Origin of the sequence: Phyllobacterium sp. 1468, from assembly GCF_031455525.1 — a bacterium.
Lineage (GTDB): Bacteria > Pseudomonadota > Alphaproteobacteria > Rhizobiales > Rhizobiaceae > Phyllobacterium.
In genome coordinates, this window is sequence record NZ_JAVDSX010000005.1 from 54,709 (window position 1) to 75,434 (window position 20,726).

The window sequence follows — 20,726 nt, forward strand, 5'->3', positions numbered from 1 at the left end:
CATGTACGCAAAGTACACTGCGCTTCGGTTCTCCAATACCGCCATTTTGTCTTAGCCGGTCCTGAACCTCAGCAGGACCAGACCTTCCGCAGTCAAGGATTTGTCCCGCCAGTGCCCGGAACGCTGCGGCCGCGTGCGGGTGGTGTCGACGGGGTGGTGGGGTTTGACGCGGCGTTCTCGCCAAACACCTCACGGGCAATCGCGCCGATACCGCCGAGCGAGCCGATGAGCGCGGACGCCTCCATCGGCATCAGGATGACCTTCTGGTTGGGGCTTGCGGCGAATTTGCCAAATGCCTCGGTGTATTTCTGCGCCACGAAATAGTTGAGCGCCTGCACATTGCCGCCGCTGATTGCGGCAGAAACAAATTCCGTCGCCTTGGCTTCGGCCTCCGCCAGACGCTCACGGCCTTCGGCTTCGCGGAAGGCGGCCTCGCGCCTGCCTTCGGCTTCGAGGATCTGTGCCTGTTTCAAGCCTTCGGCGCGCAAGATCTGCGCTGCCCTTGTGCCTTCCGCTTCCAGCACGACGGCGCGTTTGTCGCGCTCCGCCTTCATCTGGCGGCCCATCGAGTCGAGGAGGTCCTGCGGCGGATTGATGTCCTTGATCTCGACGCGCGTCATCTTGATGCCCCAGGATTGCGCGGCCTCGTCGACGACCCGCAACAGGCGGTCATTGATCGTATCGCGGTTCGACAGAAGTTCGTCGAGAACCATGGAGCCCATGACGGTACGGATATTGGTCATGGTCAGGTTGAGAATGGCATTTTGCAGCCCGCTGACCTGATAGGCCGCCTGCGGTGCATTGAGGATCTGGTAGAAGGCGATACCGTCGACGGCGATGTTGGCATTGTCCTTGGTGATGACTTCCTGGGTCGGAACGCTCAGCACCTGCTCCATCATGTTCAGCTTGGCGCCGATGCGGTCGAAGAACGGAACGATCAGATTGAGGCCGGGAGCAAGGGTGCGCGTGTATTTGCCGAAGCGTTCGATCGTATAGTTGTAACCTTGCGGCACCGTCTTGACGCCCGCAAACAGAACCACAAGCACGAGAACGACAAGTACTGGTATCGTGAAGTCAAAACCGCTCATCTATGGCCTCCCCTGGCTGACCTTATGGGCAGCTTCAATCAACACACCTCGCCGGCGGGTGCACGATAGACGATAGTTGTGATTCTCGCGAGGGTTTGCGGGAGGTATGTTTGCGGTCGTAACTTATAAATCCGGTCGATGAATTTACGACCTAAAGTTGAACCCAGCCTTGCAATTCGCGGCGGACGAGCATCTCGATGACCTTCATGCCTTGGTCGCTGTCGTTGAGGCAGGGGATGTGGGTGAAGTTGACGCCGCCATTGTGATGGAAGGTCTCGGCGCCTGCGACCGCGATTTCCTCGAGCGTTTCCAGACAATCCGAAACAAAACCCGGGTTGAAGACCGCAACGGATTTCACGCCGTCCCTGGCAAGCTTCTCCAATGTCTTGTCCGCATAGGGCTGCATCCATTCTTCCGGACCGAAACGCGATTGAAAACAGGTGATTAGTTTGCTTTCGTCCCAACCAAGGCGTTCACGCAACAGCCGCGTCGTCTTCCAGCAATGGCAGGGGTAAGGGTCGCCGCGCCTGAAATAGCTCTGCGGAATGCCGTGATAGGAGGCGATCAGCACCTCCGGTTCGAAATCGAGCGTCGCGTAGTGCTTTTCGATGGAGGTGGCGAGGGCATCGATATAGACGGCTTCGTCCTGATAGGAGGGAACAGTGCGCGTTGCGGGCATGAAGCGCATCTTGATCAGGGCTTCGAAAAACTTGTCGTTGACCGTCGCAGTCGTCGTTGCCGAATATTGCGGATAGAGCGGAAACATCAGAATGCGCTTGCAGCCCTGTTTGTCCAGCCGCTCCAGGGCCTGCTCGATCGAAGGCTGGCCGTAGCGCATAGCCCAATCGACGATGATCTCAGGATGCGAGGCAAGCGCCGCGCCGAGCTTTTCACCCTGCGAGCGGGTGTAGGTTCGCAAGGGAGATTCGTTGCGCTCCCGATTCCAGATCTTGTCGTAGAGTGCACCGGATTTTTTCGGGCGGGTGTTGAGCACGATGCCGTAGAGCACCGGCAGCCAGATAGCACGAGGCCACTCGATAACGCGTTTGTCCGAGAGAAATTCCCTCAGATAGCGCCGCATCGACGTCTTGTCGGTCCCGTCCGGCGTGCCGAGATTGACGAGAAGCACGCCGATCTTCGATGTTTCGATGTGCGGATGGTCTTCCGGCTTTGTGACCGCTTTCAACGCCTCGCCAGAAATTGCCATATCTATCAACTCCACTTCCTGGCGTGGAACCTAGTCAGCACGGGAGTGATTGCAAGAGTGCGAAAGGCCGCATGTTGAGTGGCGGGTTCAAGAATAAGTCGTCGAGCCACGGGTCTCACCCGCCTTCGGCTCCAGCAAGGGGCCGACAGGCGCCATGTCTACCAGATTTTATGAGCTTCACGACCTAGAGCAAGTTTTGAATAAGCAAAAACTGCTCTAGATCGCCGGGACTTTCATTTGAGCGCCGATCGGAAGCTTCATTGCCTTCATGTCCGGATTGGCTTCGGCGAGCTTCTTCCATTCGATGCCCTTGCCGTAGACCTCTTCGGCAATGTCCCAGAAATTGTCCCCGCGCTTGATAGTATAGGTGTCGGAATGATGGTTTGCTGCCGGAGCTGCCGCTGTTTCAGCAGGCTTGGCGGCTCCCGGAGTCTTTGGAGCCGTTGCCGGTTCCGACGATTTGGCTTCAACTGAAGCGCCGGGCGCCAGAACGGTGATGCGCCCGTCGGTGTATGGCTTATACGGTGTATGCTTGGCCAGATAATCGGCAAGGACCAGTTCGAGACCCGGACCGTAATCATAGGCGTTGACCGCGTTCGTCGAGAAGATCTTGTAGCCGTCTCCCCCCGCACGCATGTAATTATTGGAGACCACGCCGTAGGTGGCCCCGACATCGATCGGCCGCCAGTTTTCGCCCTGCATCACCTGGACGCCGGATATGCGGCTGCCTACCGGTTTTGATACATCGAACGCATATTTCAACCCAGCTACCTGCGGGAAACGCCCGGCACCCTGATCGATCTGACTCAAGCCATTTTCCAGCGCCGCGATGACATCGGAGCCCCGCATCTGAAACGTCGCGAGCGTGTTTTGGAATGGCAGCACCGTCAGCACCTCGCCCATGGTGACGTCGCCGGCATCGATGGACGCGCGCAGACCGCCGCCGTTGATGATGGCGATGGTGACGCCCTGTCCCCTGACGCGGTCCAGCATGGCATCGGCGACAGCGTCACCCATGCTGCATTCCTTGAAGCGACAAACCTCGCGCGCCGCTTCCATGACGCCGGTGGATTCGCCTACTTTGCGTGACTTCAGTTCTTCGAGAGGTTGGGCAAGTTCCTTGACGCGGGCAACGAAGGCCGGGTCGGGTGTGACGGAGGAATCGAGCAGGATCGGCGCGCCCTCGCTCTTCGTCACATTGCCATCATCGTCAAACGTCACTTTGAGTTCACCGAGATATTTCGAATAGGACTTCGCCTGGACGATGGGGACATCGCGGCCCGAAGGATTCTTGACCAGCGTCGGGTAGGGGCCTAGCGCTTCCGGATCGGTGTTGGACAGAAGCGTGTGGCTGTGGCCGCCGACAATAACGTCGATGCCATCGACCTTGGCAGCGATCTCCTTGTCTTTCAGATAGCCATCATGGTTGAGCGCAATGATCTTGTTGACGCCTTCGGCCTTCAATGCCTCTGCCTGTTTTCTCAAAGTTTCGATTTCATCGGCAAATTTGATGCTGGGGCCGGGGCTGGAGATTTCCGCCGTATCAGTGGTGAGAGCCGAGATGACGCCGATCTTCTGACCGCCGATTTCCTTGACGATATAGGGCTTGTACTTGCCAGCGATGGGCGAATCCGCAGCAGCTTCCGTATTGCTCGAAATAACCGGCACTTTGACCTTGTCGAGGAACTTGGCCAGAGTGACCGGCGTATCGTCGAACTCGTGATTGCCGAGTGCCATCACGTCAAAGCCGATGCCGTTCATGAACTCCGCCGTGTCATCGCCCTTGTAGGTCGTATAGAACAGCGAACCCTGGAACTCGTCGCCCGCATCAAGCACGATGACATTGCCACCATCCTTGGTCAGAGCGGTGCGACGCTCGTCGATCTTGGCCTTGACGCGGGCAATGCCGCCGAAACACTCGTTCTTGCTCTCTTCTTCGGCCGAGCAAGTGGAATCATACTTGTTGATCGGCTCGATGCGCGAATGCTGGTCGTTGATATGCAGGATATTCAGCGTGTAATCGGCCATCGCCGCGCCCGCTGTCATGCCAAGGGTTGAGGTCGCTAGCAGGATCGTGGCGAGTATTCTGGACATGAAAAGCTCCGCATGTTCATAGATCAGTTGAGGCCGAGTATCTCAACCGTATTTTTCCTACGTCAAGAAGATATGACAAGCACAGAACGACCGCATCCGAAACCGGCGTGGCGATGCAAAAAATTAGGCCGTACTCCAGGTCGTAAATTCATAAATCTGGTAGAAATGGCGCCTGATCGACCACGCCTTATCCCACTTGGGGGGAGCGGCGGGTCAATGAGAATTGCTGACCCGATGATGAAGTGCAATTCAGTTGGGCGGCGTTGACGAGGGCACAATTGACCTTGGACTGGGTGCCACGGGCGAGCGAACGGAGGTTGATCTCGATCAGATTTGCAGAAGCGAAACGATAATTGCCTTCGGCCAGCTTTTCCTTGGTGTCGTTGGCGCGCGTTTCGAACGCCCCGTTATTGAAATTGGAGAAAGCAACTCCCGACGTGTCGAACCATTGACCCTGCACGGCGTCGGTAGGACGCGTCGTCTGCGCAGGACCACCCTCCTGAACACCGCCGCTCATGCAGCCGGTGAGGATCAGAGCCAGTGTTGCTGTGCCGGTGGCAACCGAAAAGCGTTTCATCCAGACAATCTCCCAATGGATCTCGCTCTTTAAATGCCGTGAAAATCAAGCAAAAACAAGACCTAAGTTTAATTGTAAATTCGAAGGGTCAGTGGTTTTTTGTGATTAGGGTGGCGAGATACGCGAGGGCCAGGATGAATGATGAGTTCAATGACCATGAACTGGTCGGGCAACTGCAGAAAATGTCGGAAGAGCGGATCAAGGACGAGATTAGTCTGGAAAAGATGCACGCCAACGAACTTGCCAAATATAAAGCTGCCGCTGCAGATCGTATGTCCACCGTAGCAATCGCTGTCGGTTTTTTTGGTCCGAGTGCCGCGATCGTCCTCAACCCGGACATTATGATGAAGATCGACGTAGATCGCAGCCTACTACTGGTGTTTGCCACGAGCATTTGGTTCGTGCTATTTTCTGCACTTCATAATTTGGGCAGATTGATACTGAGAAAGGAGTTGGAGTAGTGCTGACCTACGCCATTTTCTCTTTTGTCATATGCTTGACTGTCGGAGTTGGATCGTGGGCTTATAGCGAGTGGGACTACAAAAGATCCCTGCCACGCCGTGCAAAATTGAAGCTCATGCAGGCGGAACTGGAAAAACGGCGCACCGCGCGTCCTACGCCCGCTGAATAGCTTACATTTTCGGCAGCAGTCCCTCCCGCAAGAAGAAGGAGGGACTTGATCGGCTTACCGCACCAGGATGTTGCGGAACTGCCAGGGGTCCTCAAGGTCGAGATTTTCCTTGAACAAGCCCGGGCGGTTTTCCAGGGGAGTCCAGTCCGTGTAGTGACCTTTGAGCGGACCGAGATAGGGTTTCTGGACTTCAAGGCAGCGGCGGAAATCCATCTCGTCGGTTTCGACAATGCCGGCATCGGGATTTTCCAGCGCCCAGACCATGCCGGCCATGACCGCGGACGAGACCTGCAGGCCTGTCGCGTTCTGATAGGGAGCAAGCTTGCGAGCTTCCTCGATCGTCAGCTGCGAACCATACCAGTAGGCATTCCTGTCGTGGCCATAGAGCAGGACGCCGAGTTCATCGGCACCGTCGACGATCTCGGATTCGTCGAGTACGTGCTGGATCGCCTGAGGCTGACCGGCTGCCCCGAACATTTCGTCGAGCGATAGGGTCGCGACATTGGCGGGATGGTAGGCGTAGTGGCATGTGGGCCGGTAGGCGGCCTTGCCCTTCTTGTCCAACACCGTGAAGAAATCCGCGATCGAGATCGCCTCATTGTGCGTGACCAGCAGGCCGAACTGTGCGCCTTCCGTCGGGCACCAGGTACGGATGCGGGTATCGGCGCCGGGCTGTTCGAGAAAGATCGCGGCCTTGTTGCCCTTCTTCTGCTTGCGGGCATTTTTCGGCATCCACTTTTCGTGGGTACCCCAGCCAAGCTCGGCCGGTTGCAGACCTTCGGAAATAAAGCCTTCGACTGACCACGTGTTCCAGAAAGCGCCAAAAGGCTTGGGCTCGCCGGCGCGCTGCGTGTCGCGCTCGGCAATATGAATGCCCTTGACGCCGACCTTGTCCATCAGGCGGGCCCAGCTCTCGCGATCTGTGCGGGCGGGCTCCTTGTGGTCGACGTTCAGGTCTCTGGCGAGGTCAAGCACCGCCTGCTTGACGAACCATGAGACCATGCCGGGATTGGCGCCGCAGCACGAAACAGCAGTCGGACCGCCAGGCTTCTTCCTCTTTTCCGCGAGCAGCGTCTGGCGCAACGCATAGTTGGTACGGTCGGCGTTATCGAGGTCGCTGGCATAATAGAAGCCCGGCCAAGGCTCAATGACCGTGTCGATATAGAGCGCGCCGACTTTGCGGCACAGGCGCAGAATATCGACCGACGAGGTGTCGACGGAAAGATTGACGCAAAAGCCTTGTCCGCCGCCTTCGGTGAGAAGCGGCTTGAGCAACGTCTTGTAATTTTCCTTTGTGACAGCTTCCTGAATGAAGCGGATGCCGCGCTCGTCGAGCAGTTTCTTGTTGGCATCACTGGGATCGATAACGATCAGGCGGGATTTATCGTATTTGAAGTGGCGTTCGATGAGGGGCAGGGTACCCCGTCCGATGGACCCGAAACCAATCATCACAATCGGACCGGTAATTTCTCCATGTACAGGCCATTGAGCCTTCGCCATTTTTTTGTTGCTCCTAATTTTGATCTCCATCAATGAGGGCGGCGGACTAAAATCCGCTTCAAAGAAACCATAGAGCAAAGACACGACAAAGCGCAAACAACCCATTGCGCTTTTAGGATGAAATTTCGATCTACTGTTAATTAAAGCGGATTTATAGGCGTTTCAGCGCGTCGATAAGCCGGTCGCGGATTGTCATAATACCTTTGTAGTGCAGTTGCGCAGGATTTAGCGCTTCGAGCTGGCGCGCAAAAGCTTCCGCTAAATTACGGCATTCGGGGTGTTTCTTCAGGGCACTTATAGGATCGAGATAAATGCGGATAGTGAAAAGAATATCGCCGGAGAGCGGTAATTTACGCAGCGTCTGCCGCTCGACGCGAACATAACTTTGTGCGGCGATATCCTCTTCGGTATAGCGCGCGCCCTTCTGGTGACTGGCGAGCGGATGGTAGAGACTGCCGTCGGGCTGCAGCGACCAGTTCATGCGCTGGACCGAGCGATCCGGGCGCAGATTGTCGAACATGCGGGTGATCAGCCCGGCATTGCGGCTGCCTGCGCCAAAATCGGGCACGGGAGCGTGGATATCGTCCATGGAACGGCCGAACTTTTCCAGAAGCGTCCAGGAGGAGGGAAACGATAACGACGCGGCGGCAAGATGCCAGCCGCGGATCTCATCCTTGCGCATCAAAACAAGGTCTTCCTGAACAAGGCTGGCGGCGCGATGCAGGGTGGCAAGACCCGTTCCGCCGAGCGATACGGGTTGGTCCCATCCCGCAATCTTGATGTTCTCGCCGTCGCTGGAATAGATTTCGGGATAGTGCTCGACGAGATGGGCGCCGAGGAGTTGCAGCACTTCCGCCTGGGCATTTTCCGTGCCCGGTTCTTCCACAAAAATCCTGTTGCCATAGAGTGCAAAAAGCCGCTCTTTCTCGGCGAGATGGGCGAGGAGATTGTTATCGATCTCGATCCAGTCTTTCAGGTCGAGCTGCTGCAACCCTATTGTGAAGGGTTGCGCCGAGCCATCATAGGGCGTGTGCACGGGGGCGGGGGTCGTCATTATGCGGCGTCCATCGCCTCCAGCTCGTCGATGATGCCCTCGATGACGGAAAGGCCCTTTTGCCAGAAGGCGGGATCCGTCGCATCGAGGCCGAAGGGCGCCAGCAATTCGGAATGATGCTTGGTCCCGCCAGCCTTCAACATGTCGAAATATTTCTGCTGAAATCCAGCTTCGGCGTTTTGATAGACCGCGTAGAGCGAGTTCACCAGGCAATCGCCGAAGGCATAGGCATAGACATAGAAGGGCGAGTGGATGAAGTGCGGGATATAGGTCCAGAAGGTTTCGTAGCCGGCACCGAAATGTACCGCTGGTCCGAGGCTTTCCTTCTGCACATCCAGCCAGATCTCGCCGATCCGGTCCGAGGTCAGTTCGCCGTTATTGCGTTCGGCGTGAACCCGGCGCTCGAACTGGTAGAATGCGATCTGCCGTACGACCGTGTTGATCATGTCTTCGGCCTTTTGCGCCAGCATGGCCTTGCGCTCGCGTTTGTCGCGGGTCTTTTCAAGCAGCGAGCGGAAAGTGAGCATTTCGCCGAAGACGGAAGCGGTTTCGGCAAGAGTCAGCGGCGTTGAAGCCATGAGCGCGCCCTGATCGCCGGCAAGCACCTGATGCACGCCGTGGCCAAGTTCGTGCGCGAGGGTCATCACATCGCGGGGCTTGCCCATATAGTTCAGGAGCACATAGGGATGCACCGAGGGAACAGTCGGATGGGCGAAGGCGCCTGGTGATTTGCCGGGTCGGGTCGGCGCGTCGATCCAGTTTTTGTCGAAGAAAGCCTTGGCGATTTCAGCCATTTCCGGCGCAAAGCCATTATAGGCGGAAAGCACGGTTTCGCGCGCGTCCGTCCATGAAATGATCGCCTGCGGCGTTTCGGGCAGCGGAGCGTTGCGGTCCCAATTGTTCAGGTATTCAAGGCCGAGCCATTTGGCCTTGAGCGCATAATATCGATGCGACAGGCGCGGATAGGCAGCCTGCACGGCTTCGGAGAGTGCATCGACTACCTCGCGCTCGACGCGATTGGCCAGGTGGCGGCTATCGGCGATGTCCTCAAAGCCACGCCAGCGATCGGAGATTTCCTTGTCCTTGGCCAGCGTATTGGTGATGAGCGTGAAAACGCGCAGGTTTTCCTTGAAGGTCTTGGCCAGTGCTTCAAAACCGGCTTTACGTAAGGAGGCATCTGCGTCCTGCAGGAGATTCAACGTCGGCTCGAGCGGCAGTTCCTCGCCATTCACCTCAAAGCGTAGCGCCGTCATGGTTTCGTCAAACAGACGGTTCCAGGCGCCGCGTCCGGTAATCGACTTTTCGTGAAAAAGCTGCTCGATCCTGTCGTCGAGCTGGTAGGGCTTGTCCTTGCGCAGGTCCACCAGCCATGGGCGATAGTGGGCGATGGCCGGGTTTTCGGACATGGCTTTTTCAATGATCGCATCATCGATGCGGTTGAGTTCGAGGCTGTAAAAGATCAGATGCGTGCTCGCATCGGTCATCTTCTGCTGGATATCGCCGTAAAGCTTGGCGCGTTTGGGATCAGACGTATCGCCGGCATAGACCAGGCCGGCAAAGGAGACGATTTTGCCGATAAGTTCTTCCAGGGCCTCGAATTCCCGGATCGATTGGGCGAACTCTCCGCCTTCTGCCTTGGCCGCCTCGGCGCCGAGTTTACCTTTCCAGCGCTTCTCGAATAGGGCGGCGAGTTCGCCGGCCTTTTCGAGATCGGCCTTGAGCTCGCTGCTTTCCGTGGATGGATAGAGATCGGCAAGGTTCCATTCAGGCAGCAGGCCGAGGGCTGCCTGATCGGCTTTCACGGCAGCATTGCCGCCCGCTTTGGAAGGCGCCGTGGCTACGGTATCAAGCGAGTATTTGTGGTTTTTTGAACGCATTTTGGCACCAGAATATTGAAGTTTGGAGGGCGAATCAGAGACCCTCGATAAAGGAGCTAAACCTTAAGAGTCGGTTGGCAATTGATCCAGTTCCGTATTGCTTGTCCCACTTTGTAGCAACTTTTAGACTTTTGAGGGGTGGATTCATTTGAAAAAAAGCCTTAATCCTGCTGTTAACAACCCGTTGACCATGTCACAAAACACTGGATTCGATATGCGTTTTCGCCATGCTCTCAACGTATTTGTTCTTCAGTAAAGCGACCATTAACCATTAAATCGCACAATCCAGCTATTCGGGGGTTGGAAAAGACGGTCAAGGTTGGGGACGAAATTGTCAAACATGATTCATGCACAGAACAACAGATCGCGGGCGAGTTCTTTTATGCGCGCCGGCTGGTTTGTGTTCCTCATGGTCTTTGTGCCGATGTTGTTTGCATCCGCACAGGCTTCCGCCGAGACGAGAACTCTCAGGCTTTATTTCATCCACACCAAAGAGCGTGCCGAGATCACGTTCAAGAGAAATGGCCGATACCAGCAGGATGGTCTGAACAAACTCAACAAGTTCCTGCGTGACTGGCGCCGCAACGAGCCGACGAAGATGGACCCCCGCCTCTTCGATCTGGTCTGGCAGATTTATCAGAACGTCGGCGGCAGGGACTACATCAATGTGGTATCTGCCTATCGCTCTCCCGCCACGAATTCCATGCTGCGCTCCCGTTCGCGCGGTGTTGCGAAAACAAGCCAGCACATGCTGGGCAAGGCCATGGACTGGTATCTGCCGGGTGTGAAGCTTTCCACACTTCGCGTTACGGCAATGAAATTCCAGGCCGGCGGCGTTGGCTACTATCCGACCTCCGGCTCTCCTTTCGTCCATACGGATGTCGGCAATGTCCGTCACTGGCCACGCATGAGCCGCAGGGAATTGCTGGCCGTGTTCCCGGACGGAAAGACCATGCATATTCCTTCCGATGGCAAGCCATTACCCGGCTACGACCAGGCGGTCGCCGCCTACGAATCGCGCAAGCGCAATGGTGGCACCGCAATTCAGGTCGCGAGTGCTTCGGGTTCGAGCCGCAGTGGCAAAACGCTGTTTGGCATGATCTTTGGCGGCGGCGCTGATGAAGAAGAGGATTCCAGTGAGAGCACAACCGCTGTCGCTACTGCTTCCAAGCCTTCGAAGACGCTGTCGACCAAGCCAGCCGCGATAGCTGAAGACGCGGACGGCGGAGAGACCGCGCCGGCCGTTGCGACGCGTGCCCAGCCTCAACCCGACGAGCAGCAGATCGCTCCGGACCTGCCAGTGCGCGGCGCACCTGCGCCTTTGACCGCGCCTCGACCTGACGCGCCACTCGCTACGTCGCCGGAAGACAACCGGGCCTTGGCGTTTGCTGTTCCCGTACCGCTGCGCCGTCCTGACTATTCGCCGACGCCGGCGCCAGAAGAACCGTCAACGCTCAACGCGCTCGCTGAAGATCAATCGACTGTTATCGCCGCCTTGCCGATGCCGCGACCGGAGCCGCAGGATAGCGCCAGTGCTATTCGTGAGATGATTGCGGCCAATCCCAACGATGCGAGCGCCGATGCGGCGCAGCCCCAAATGGCCAACGCGCTCGTTCCGGTACCTTTCGACAAGCCCAAGCGTAATGACATGATGGTTGCATCGCTCGTGCCCGACCAGCGTCCGGCCGCCAAAGCAATCCAGGCAACTGTGGCCGCCGACGAAGAGGTTATTCCAGCTCCGGATGATGACCTGCAGGCGATTATCAAGCAGGCCGACAGCGAGCATGGCAATGTTGTTTCCGCTTCGCAGCCGACGCCGGAGATGCCGACATTGCCGGGAACAACCGGTGGGCGTGTGAAACCGGCTGCACAGCAGAATACGCAGATGGCGTCGATTGAAACGCAGCCATCGCTGCGCCGGAGCATGCTCGACGCTCAGGCCTCCGGCGACCCGGTCGCTGCGCTTAATAGTGGCGTCATCACGACGGCCAAGGGCGCCAAGCCGCGCAAGCAGGCCGCACAGGGCCAGACTCCGAAAGCGATCCAGGTTTCCTCGGACGTTCCGGACCGCGCCCTCTCGACTGACCAGGTCGCGGCTACAGCCCCGGCAGTGACACCGGCAGTCCTGCGCAATGCAGAAATGCGAACAGCCCCGACGACGGTCTATACGGCGGGCTTCCAGCAGAGCCTGCCTGTCGCCAACGCCAACAAGTTCACCGGCAAGGCGGTTACATTCCTGCAGATCGCCAGGTTCAACCCGACGCACGGATCGTGAGAGACTAGAGCCTTCCATCCAGGCATGAATGCTCACAACAAACAAAACAAACCGGCGGCTCTGCTGAGGAGCCGCCGGTTTTGTCTTGAGAACTGTATTGCTGTTGCGGGGTCAGCCTGCGAGCTTGACTGCCTCGGCGGCGAGCTTGGTAATCTCGTCCCACTTTCCGGCCTTTACCAGTTCTTCCGGAGCTACCCACGATCCACCCACGCAGACGACATTCGGCAGGTTGAGATAGGTTTTGGCGTTGGCGATGCTGACGCCTCCAGTCGGGCAGAACAGCGTGCCGGCCAGCGGCGACGACAGGGATTTCAGAAAGGCCGCGCCGCCAGCCTGTTCGGCGGGGAAAAACTTCAGCATCGTATAGCCTTCTTCGCGCAAGGACATGATCTCGCCTGGCGTGATGGCGCCTGGGAGTAGAGGTACCTTGCTGTCGCGCGCGGCTTCGATGAGCTGCGGGGTCGCGCCGGGGGAAACGATGAAGCGGGAACCGGCGTTGACGGCTTCGTCATACTGACGGGCATTGAGAATGGTTCCGGCGCCGACGATGGCCTCCGGCACTTCATTGGCGACGGCACGGATGGCATCGAGAGCTGCAGCGGTGCGCAACGTGATCTCGATTGCAGGCAAGCCGCCCTTGGCAAGCGCCCTCGCCAATGGAACGGCATCGGCAAGATTCTGGATGAGAATGACCGGAATAACCGGCTGGCCCTTGAGGACGGGTAAGAGCAGATCGGTCTTCTGGGTCATTTCAATTCTCCGCTGGCTGGAACTTCAATCGATTTAGTAGTGTGCATCCCATTTGTCTACCTTGGATTTCCGGGTCGGGCATAATGGATGTGCCACTTATTCTCTCCTCGCATAACTCTTGAATTTGACGCTCTGGCACAGTAGTTGGATGCGATCATGACAGACCATACCTCAAACATGCCATTTACGGTGGCAGCGCTTTATCGCTTTGCCCGGCTGGATCATTATCAGTCGCTGCAGGAGCCGCTGGCGAAGCTTTGCTGCGGGCAAGGGATCAAGGGTACACTGCTTTTGGCCGCAGAGGGTATCAATGGCACTGTCGCCGGAACGTCTGCGGCGATCAAGATGCTCGTTGATTTCCTCGAGGCCGAGCCGGCCATTACCGGGATGGAGCTGAAATATTCCCACGCGAGCGAGATGCCTTTCAAACGCATGAAGGTGCGATTGAAAAAGGAAATCGTCACCATGGGCGTCGATGATATCGACCCGCTGCAAAGCGTTGGGACCTATGTACCCGCGACGGACTGGAATGCGCTGATCTCCGATCCGGATACGATCGTCATCGACACGCGCAACGATTACGAGACGGCTATCGGGACGTTTCAAGGCGCTGTCGATCCGCAGACCAAGACGTTTCGCGAGTTTCCGCAGTGGGTGAAGAGCCACCGCGAGGAGTTGGAAGGCAAAAAGATCGCCATGTTCTGTACTGGCGGTATTCGCTGCGAAAAGGCGACGGCCTATGTCAAAGGTCTCGGCTTCAACGATGTGTTTCATCTTAAGGGCGGGATACTCAAATATCTCGAGGACGTACCAGCGGAGGAAAGCCGCTGGGAGGGCGAATGCTTCGTCTTTGACGAGCGGGTATCTGTTGGCCACGGCCTCATCGAGGGGGAGGCGGAACTTTGCCACGCCTGCCGCAATCCGATTGCGCCAGACGACAAGCTCTCGCCTTTGTTTCAGGAGGGTGTCTCCTGTCCGAGTTGCTACCACGAGCGCACGGATGAAGATCGCGCCCGTTTTGCGGAGCGGCAGAAACAGGTGCGGCTCGCCAGAGAGCGGGGCGAGAAGGCTCACATAGGTTCCTGAAGAGACCACCCTCACAGACGTCTGATGCGGCTTTCTGCGCTTCCGGTGCTCACGCACTTTATGTACGCTGCGCTCCGGTTCTCGCAATCCACGCCAGCTGCCTCGTCAGGCTGAATTCTCAAGGCGCGATTACCTCCAAACTTGCTACAATCGCGCCGCTGTCATTGCAATGCCATGAACCGGGTCCTAACTAAGCGGAGCCCATCCATGCAGCCATGAGGAGAGACGCATGCTTGATCCGAAGAAGATTCTCGATGATTTCCTGGGAAGCAATATTCCCGGAGTTGGAACATCGGTTCGCGATACGGCCGGCAAGGCGACGCAACTTGCCAAGGACAATCCGCTCGCCACTGGGGCGCTCGCTGCGATCCTTCTGGGCACCGGCACTGGCCGTGAGGTGGCTGGCGGTGCCTTGAAACTTGGCGGTCTCGCTGCTGTCGCCGGGCTCGCCTACAAGGCTTACCAGAACTACCAGTCGGGCAAGGCGCCCGCTGAAGCAACGCAGGCCTCCACTGGCGAGCTTGCGCCGCCGCCGGACGATTCAAGCTTCCGTCCCGAAACCGCGCCACAGGGTGAACATGAGTTTGCACTGGTACTGGTGCGCGCAATGATCGCAGCCGCCCGGGCCGATGGCACGGTAGACGAGGCAGAAAAGACGCGCATCATCGAGAAACTGTCACTCTCCGGCATCAATAGCGATACGCAGGAGTTCCTCAAGAACGAGCTGTCCGCTCCTGTCGATGTGGACGGACTGGTCGCGGCTGCGGTTACCGATGCGCAGAAGGTGGAGCTCTATACCGCTTCGCGGCTGGCTATCGATCCGAAAACGCGGGCCGAGCGAGGCTATCTCGACCTGCTTGCCGGGCGCCTGAAACTGCCGGACAATCTCATCGATCATATCGAAGCGACCGTGGCCGATGTGAAGGTTACATCACCCGCTTGAGGCCTTTCGAAAGCGGTTCCGGGCGATTGGGAGGCCATTCCTGGCCGACCACACGTCCGGAGCGCTAGGCCGCTTCGCCTATAGGACTTCCAGTGCACTGGCGTAGTTCGGCTCCATCTCCTGGATATGCCCTTGAAGGAGCTCGCGTAAAGTCGAGATATCCCGCCGTTTGACCGCCTCTGCCATCTGCTGATGCTCTTCGAAGGTTTTCTGCCGATGCAGTCCAAGCTGCTCGGAAAGATGGGCACGAAGGGCCGCGATGCGACCAGCCGCGATTTCGAAAGCTTCGGCGAACAGGGGGTTGCCGCACTGTTCGAATATGGCATCGTGGAAGCGGGTATCGGCTTCAGCATAGGCGAGCGCATCGTCTGCTGCGCGGGCCTTTTCCATGGCGGCTATCGCATCCATCATCGCGCTGTACAACGCCTTGGGCGCCCGTTCGACAGCCAAGCCGGCCGCCAATATCTCGAGATGGAGGCGATATTCCACGAGTGAATGAAGTTCATCGCGGTTCGGCTTGAAGACGAAGCTGCCACGACGGGCCAGGATGACAATCAGTCCCTGCAATTGCAGAATGGTCAACGCCTCGCGTACAGGCGTCCGGCTGACATCCATGGCTGCGGCAATCTTTTCCTCCGAAAGGGCCTCGCCGAGAGACAGTTCGCGATTCAGTATCGACGCCTTAAGCTTATCGGCCACGATAGCTGCAAGCGACTGCTGCCGGCTGATCGGGCTTTTCTTCATCGGATTGATGTTCTTGTTGGCCTTGATGCCCACGTGTTCCTGGTCGCTCATGGTTTTGTTGTATCCTAAATACCGCGGGCGTCCAGTGGGCGGCTGGAGGCCTGAATTCGGAAAGAATCGACAGGCCAGACCGTCAATTCGTCAGTCCTGGTTTCGCGGCATCGACCTTTTCCCGCTCAACGCAGGCCCATTGCGACAATCCATGCTTCCCTTCCCAGATGGTAGAGGATCACCCGGACTTACCTCCAAACCGTGCTTCACGGGATGCTTGTCAAATGAGGTACTGTATGTCAACAGTATAGCGAGAAGCGGTGGCATGCGGGCAGCATATTCAACCGCTGGAACCGTTTCGTGGACGACAATCAAGGGATTAAACGCATGGGCAGGCTGTATTCGCTTTCGTATATGACACTCGAGACCAGCCCGCCAAAGATGATCGAATTCGCTGCCGGGGCCGGATACGATCTGGCCGGCATCCGCATGATGCCTACCATGCCGGGGGGTCAAGCCTTTCCCTTGATGGATGATCCGGCCATGCTTCGCGAAACGCTGCTGCGTATCGACGACACAGGCGTCAAGATCCTCGATGTCGAGATTGCCCGCATTGATGGCGTGTCGGGTGTCGAGCTTTGGCTTCCCATGCTGGAAGCGTCGGCAAAGGTCGGTGCGCGAACGATTGTCGTCGCTGGCGACGATCCGGATGAGGCGCGGATGACCGAAACCTACGGACTGCTTTGCGACGCTGCTGCGCCATTCGGCCTGACCATCAATCTGGAATTTACACCGTGGACGACGCTGAACAATGCGGCCACGACCAACCGTATCGTCTCCGAGGCCGCGCGAGGGAACGGCGAGATGCTGATCGACGTTATCCACGTGGCACGGTCCAAGACAACGCTCCCCGACATCCGCGCGATCGATCCCGCCCGCATGAGCTACTTCCAGATTTGCGATGCGCCACCAGGGACTCCCGCGAGCCGGGAGGAACTGCTGTTTACCGCACGGCAGGAGCGGCTGTTGCCGGGCGAGGGCGGCGTCGATGTCGCCGGGATCATAGGAGCGCTGCCCGAAAATCTGATTGTCAGTGTCGAGGTGCCAAGTCATTCCAGGCTTGCGGCCATGGGACCATCGGAGTGGAGCCGGCTGACACTGGAAACCTGCCGGACGTACATGGACGAACTGGACGCCGGACGAACGGCCAGGCCCACCCGCGCTGCAGGTTGAAGCCGCATACCGCGGGTCGCCCGGGCGGGAAAGAATGGAGGGAATGATGACTGCTTCACGGACGGCGGCGATGCCGCCTTTCGATACGGCATTGCTTGATCGGTTGATGCAGGAAAGGGGGCTTGACGTGCTTCTCGTGTCGTCGAAGCACAATGTCCAGTATCTGCTTGGCGGCTATCGGTTTTTCATGTTCGACTATATGGATGCGACCGGCCTCAGCCGCTATCTACCAATCCTGGTTTATCCCAAAGGCCGCCCCGACCTTGCCGCCTATATCGGTAATCCCAATGAAGGTTACGAGCGGGATCTCGGTCGTTTCTGGCCGGGCACGCTCGATCTGAAGGCACGGGGATCGGTCGATTCGATGCAATATTGCCTCGAACGGATGGCAGCTTCCGGAATTCCGGTCTCCTCAGTCGGAGTGGAACTGGGCTTCCTGCCGGCCGACGCATTTCAGGTCCTTCCCGCGGGTTTGCCGCATGCGGACATTTCGGATTGTGTGGAAATTCTCGAATCGCTGCGGGCGGTGAAGACCTCGGCGGAACTCGATGATCTCAGGCAGGCATCGGAGCGCGTGGTCGACGCCATGGTGGCGACGTTTTCCCGGATAGAGCCCGGCCAGACCAAGCATGACATCGTCGAGATTCTGCGCCGGGAGGAGGTGCAACGCGACCTGGTGTTCGAATATTGCCTGATTACCGCGGGAAACAGCCTGAACCGTGCCCCTTCGGATCAACGTTTGCAGGAAGGCGATATCGTATCGCTCGATTCGGGCGGAAACTATCGCGGCTATATCGGCGACCTTTGTCGTATGGGCATTCTCGGCCGGCCCTCGCCGGAACTCGACGACGCGCTGGCGATCATCGAGGAAATCCAGCAAGCAGCCAGACGGCCGATACGCAGCGGTGCCATTGGCCACGATATCTTCGCGGCGACCGCGCCGTTCCTGTCAGACAAGCGCGTTGGACGGATGAGCTTCGTTGCGCATGGAATGGGACTGGTTTCCCATGAGGCGCCACGGCTCCTTGATGACGGTCCAATCCCGTATCCAGCGACGCATCGCGGTCTGGCGCTCGAGACGGGAATGGTGTTGTCGATCGAAACGACCTGGCAGCATCCGCGGCTCGGCTTTATAAAACTGGAGGACACGGTTGCGGTCACAGCGGATGGTTGCGAAGCCTTCGGTGACGCGGGGCGGGGCTGGAACCGCTGCGGCGGCCGATGAAGGCAGTGGCCGCTCAGTCGAGAAGCGGCCCGATATGATCCAGGGTCGGGCTGCGGGCCGCCCGGCTTCCGGAGCTTCGTGCAGGCTCTGTCCCTATGCCGTATCGCTTCGACATCATCAGAATGTGCGTGCTGAGCAATTCGAGGGCCTTTACCATATCTCCCGCCTCCAGCATTGCGACGATGGCAAGATGTTCGCCACTCGCCTGTTTGCGGGTTGGGAGCGTCGAGCGGTGTGAGCGCAGTGCGGCTACTTTGCTCGATACGAGCCGGTAGGCATTGATGAGGTAGGGATTTCCGCAATGCTCGAGCGAAACGTCGTGGAAGCGCCCGTCGGCGCGCGCGCTGTTCAGGTTGTCGCCGGCTTCACAGGCGGCATTCATGTCTTCCGCTGCCGTGCGCATGGCCGCGAGTGTTTCATCGCGCCGGCTCTGCATTGCGAGCCGCAGTGCCTCGATTTCAATCATCTTGCGGAACTCGCAGAGGTTTACCGTGTCCTCATGCGTCGGCAGGAAGACGAAGCTGCCTCTTTGGGGACGAACGTCGAGCAATCCCTCCTGTTCGAGGGTCGCAAAGGCCTCCTTGACTGGGCTTCTGCTGACGCCGAGAGTGGTAGCCAGCTTGTCTTCCGACAAAGCGTCGCCCAGTTCGATTTCACCATCGAGAATAGCCCGCCGCAACCTCTCGGTTACCCGAACGCCCAGCGAGGATCGTGGCCTTTGATCCATTCCTACGGTCCTCCCAATGTTCGCCGGTACCCGCCCATCGTGCAGAGCAATGCTAGTCCTCTATGACGCAGGCCGCGACGAAAGCAATAGTCTTCAATAACTCCGTTGCCATCAGCTCTCGAGCGCGTCAAGAAAACGGCGTGTGGCGGCCATGCCCTTGTCGGCCCGCTCGACGAAACTTAACGCCGAATCTCCCTTGTGGGGTGTCTCGACACTGATGGTAATGTCACGTGGCAGGATGGACATCAGCTCGCTCAGCCACAGTCCGCCGTCGCCTGGAAACATGCGCCCGGTTCTTGCTTCCGCGATGCAGGCGGCATTGTCCGGTGGCTGCCGGGCAGGCGCATCGCAGAGTTGAAGGTAGAGAACCTGCCCTTCTGACAAAGCCGCGACATCGGCAGGACTTCCACCGGACCGCGACAAGTGCAAGGCATCAAGGAGAATCCCCACATTGTCGCGTCCCGATGCGGCGGCCAGGCGTGCAGCATCCTGGATCGTTGCGGTGGAGCGCCACCGCATGAATTCGATGGCCATCTTCATGCCGTGCTGTGCTGCGGCATCGGCAATCCGGCCCAGCCTGTCGCCCGCCCGAGAAAGATCGGGATCTTCGCAGGTGATCTGCATCACGGGCATGCCGAGTTCAGCGGCCACCTCGATGACGGGCAACCAGCTTTCGACATCGGTCTGCGGCAACAGCGTGAACACCTCACCGTCATAGAACGAGATCCCGAGATCGGCGGCCGTTGTTTTGATTTCCCGGATCAGGGACGTGTTGCCGACGATCGGATGGGCGAGGTCCAGGCCATGCGGCGCGATCAGGCGCAGCCCGGCCATATCGTAGCCGGACCCTGCCGCCGCCTTCACATGCTCAAGGGGCGGGCAGCCTTGTACGGTGAGGAAGGCGAGTGAAAGTGGATATTGCTTGTACATGTGAGGCCTCAATAGGTCGCACGGCCACCGGAGACGTCAAAGACTGCCCCCGTGGAGAACGAACATTCCTCCGAAGCCAGCCACGAGACGAGCGCTGCAACCTCATCGGCCTGGCCCAGCCGGCCGACAGGAATTTTCGCAGTCACATAGGCCCGGAATTCCGGCGTGAGCTGGTTCATCATCTCGGTTTCGATTGCCGCAGGCGTGACGCAATTCACCCGGATCTCGGTGGTTGCGAGCTCCTTGCCGACCGATTTGGTCAGGGCGATGACGCCACCTTTCGAGGCGGAGTAGGCCACCGCATTGGGGTTGCCTTCCTTACCGGCAATCGACGCAATGTTGACGATGCGGCCGTAGCCGGTCTTCAGCATTTCGCGGACCGCTGCCTGACAGCAGATAAAAACTGCGTCGAGGTTGAGTGACATGACAAACCGCCAGCCCTCCAAAGGATATTTCGTGAAGCTTTCAACTGGGCCGTTATGGCCCGCACCGGTGACGAGAATGCCAAGCGGTCCCATGTCGGCCACGACTTCTTTCATTGCCGCATCGACGGCCGCTGCGTCCGTCACGTCCACGACATAACCTTTCGTGCCGGGCAGTTTTGCCGCCGCTTCCTCGACGCTCTCGCGATTAATGTCCCAAAGCGCGACCTTGTGGCCCTTTGCCGCCAAACGTGCTGCTATCGGAAATCCGAGACCGCCTGCTCCTCCCGTTACGATGGCGACGCGTGGTGTTTCTTTTTCCGTCATTTGGCCTCCCAATCTTGTCCCTGCACGTCCGTTTGCCAAAAAGTG

Annotated in this window: 18 protein-coding genes; 6 read left to right on the forward strand and 12 right to left on the reverse strand. The window is 58.2% G+C overall.

Annotation, left to right across the window (positions count from 1 at the left end; genetic code table 11):
- Positions 1-92: 92 nt before the first annotated feature.
- The 4 genes from J2X72_RS14895 to J2X72_RS14910 form a co-directional block, all read right to left on the reverse strand.
- The gene (locus tag J2X72_RS14895; protein ID WP_310073145.1) at positions 93-1,088 is read right to left on the reverse strand and encodes an SPFH domain-containing protein; all 996 of its coding nucleotides are present in this window, start codon (positions 1,086-1,088) and stop codon (positions 93-95) included.
- 151 nt (positions 1,089-1,239) lie between these two features.
- Positions 1,240-2,295, reverse strand: coding sequence for a ferrochelatase (hemH, locus tag J2X72_RS14900; protein ID WP_310073147.1), 1,056 nt, complete (start codon positions 2,293-2,295; stop codon positions 1,240-1,242).
- Between the two features lie 216 nt (positions 2,296-2,511).
- Positions 2,512-4,389: a 5'-nucleotidase C-terminal domain-containing protein gene (locus tag J2X72_RS14905; protein WP_310073149.1), complete on the reverse strand. Its 1,878-nt coding sequence runs from the start codon at positions 4,387-4,389 to the stop codon at positions 2,512-2,514.
- A 187-nt stretch (positions 4,390-4,576) separates the two neighbouring features.
- Positions 4,577-4,966, reverse strand: a complete 390-nt coding sequence (locus J2X72_RS14910; protein ID WP_210003292.1) for a hypothetical protein — start codon at positions 4,964-4,966, stop codon at positions 4,577-4,579.
- A gap of 134 nt (positions 4,967-5,100) precedes the next feature.
- Between J2X72_RS14910 and J2X72_RS14915 the strand changes: the two genes are divergently transcribed.
- Positions 5,101-5,427, forward strand: a complete 327-nt coding sequence (locus J2X72_RS14915) for a hypothetical protein (RefSeq protein ID WP_310073151.1) — start codon at positions 5,101-5,103, stop codon at positions 5,425-5,427.
- A gap of 224 nt (positions 5,428-5,651) precedes the next feature.
- Here J2X72_RS14915 and J2X72_RS14920 read toward each other — a convergent pair whose 3' ends face one another.
- The 3 genes from J2X72_RS14920 to J2X72_RS14930 all read right to left on the reverse strand — a co-directional run bounded on the left by J2X72_RS14920 (position 5,652) and on the right by J2X72_RS14930 (position 10,028).
- On the reverse strand, positions 5,652-7,097 hold the full coding sequence (locus tag J2X72_RS14920) for a homospermidine synthase (RefSeq protein ID WP_210003291.1): 1,446 nt from the start codon (positions 7,095-7,097) through the stop codon (positions 5,652-5,654).
- 151 nt (positions 7,098-7,248) lie between these two features.
- Positions 7,249-8,151, reverse strand: coding sequence for a DUF3445 domain-containing protein (locus tag J2X72_RS14925; RefSeq protein WP_310073154.1), 903 nt, complete (start codon positions 8,149-8,151; stop codon positions 7,249-7,251).
- Entirely contained in the window at positions 8,151-10,028 is a 1,878-nt protein-coding gene (locus J2X72_RS14930; RefSeq protein ID WP_310073155.1) for a M3 family oligoendopeptidase, read from the reverse strand. The genes J2X72_RS14925 and J2X72_RS14930 overlap by 1 nt, the downstream gene beginning before the upstream one ends.
- Positions 10,029-10,410: 382 nt before the next feature.
- Here J2X72_RS14930 and J2X72_RS14935 point away from each other — a divergent pair, with 382 nt between their 5' ends.
- Entirely contained in the window at positions 10,411-12,303 is a 1,893-nt protein-coding gene (locus J2X72_RS14935) for a DUF882 domain-containing protein (RefSeq protein ID WP_310073157.1), read from the forward strand.
- A 111-nt stretch (positions 12,304-12,414) separates the two neighbouring features.
- Here J2X72_RS14935 and J2X72_RS14940 read toward each other — a convergent pair whose 3' ends face one another.
- Positions 12,415-13,053, reverse strand: a complete 639-nt coding sequence (locus J2X72_RS14940; protein ID WP_210003288.1) for a 2-dehydro-3-deoxy-phosphogluconate aldolase — start codon at positions 13,051-13,053, stop codon at positions 12,415-12,417.
- 156 nt (positions 13,054-13,209) lie between these two features.
- On the opposite strand from J2X72_RS14940, the gene J2X72_RS14945 reads away from it, so the two are divergent.
- Complete coding sequence (locus tag J2X72_RS14945; RefSeq protein WP_310073160.1) at positions 13,210-14,139, forward strand: rhodanese-related sulfurtransferase; 930 nt, start codon at positions 13,210-13,212, stop codon at positions 14,137-14,139.
- 229 nt (positions 14,140-14,368) lie between these two features.
- Positions 14,369-15,082: a tellurite resistance TerB family protein gene (locus tag J2X72_RS14950; protein ID WP_310073163.1), complete on the forward strand. Its 714-nt coding sequence runs from the start codon at positions 14,369-14,371 to the stop codon at positions 15,080-15,082.
- 78 nt (positions 15,083-15,160) lie between these two features.
- On the opposite strand, the gene J2X72_RS14955 is transcribed toward J2X72_RS14950, so the two are convergent.
- Positions 15,161-15,877, reverse strand: coding sequence for a GntR family transcriptional regulator (locus J2X72_RS14955; RefSeq protein ID WP_310073165.1), 717 nt, complete (start codon positions 15,875-15,877; stop codon positions 15,161-15,163).
- A gap of 300 nt (positions 15,878-16,177) precedes the next feature.
- Here J2X72_RS14955 and J2X72_RS14960 point away from each other — a divergent pair, with 300 nt between their 5' ends.
- Together J2X72_RS14960 and J2X72_RS14965 are read left to right on the forward strand one after the other, a co-directional pair.
- Complete coding sequence (locus J2X72_RS14960; RefSeq protein WP_310073167.1) at positions 16,178-17,050, forward strand: TIM barrel protein; 873 nt, start codon at positions 16,178-16,180, stop codon at positions 17,048-17,050.
- 46 nt (positions 17,051-17,096) lie between these two features.
- The gene (locus J2X72_RS14965; RefSeq protein WP_310073168.1) at positions 17,097-18,275 is read left to right on the forward strand and encodes a Xaa-Pro peptidase family protein; all 1,179 of its coding nucleotides are present in this window, start codon (positions 17,097-17,099) and stop codon (positions 18,273-18,275) included.
- A 13-nt stretch (positions 18,276-18,288) separates the two neighbouring features.
- Here the strand turns inward: J2X72_RS14965 and J2X72_RS14970 are convergent, their stop codons facing one another.
- From J2X72_RS14970 to J2X72_RS14980, 3 genes are all read right to left on the reverse strand, one after another.
- On the reverse strand, positions 18,289-19,002 hold the full coding sequence (locus J2X72_RS14970; protein ID WP_210003283.1) for a GntR family transcriptional regulator: 714 nt from the start codon (positions 19,000-19,002) through the stop codon (positions 18,289-18,291).
- A 111-nt stretch (positions 19,003-19,113) separates the two neighbouring features.
- On the reverse strand, positions 19,114-19,932 hold the full coding sequence (locus tag J2X72_RS14975) for a sugar phosphate isomerase/epimerase (protein WP_210003282.1): 819 nt from the start codon (positions 19,930-19,932) through the stop codon (positions 19,114-19,116).
- Between the two features lie 8 nt (positions 19,933-19,940).
- Positions 19,941-20,681, reverse strand: coding sequence for an SDR family NAD(P)-dependent oxidoreductase (locus tag J2X72_RS14980; protein WP_210003281.1), 741 nt, complete (start codon positions 20,679-20,681; stop codon positions 19,941-19,943).
- Positions 20,682-20,726 lie beyond the last annotated feature (45 nt).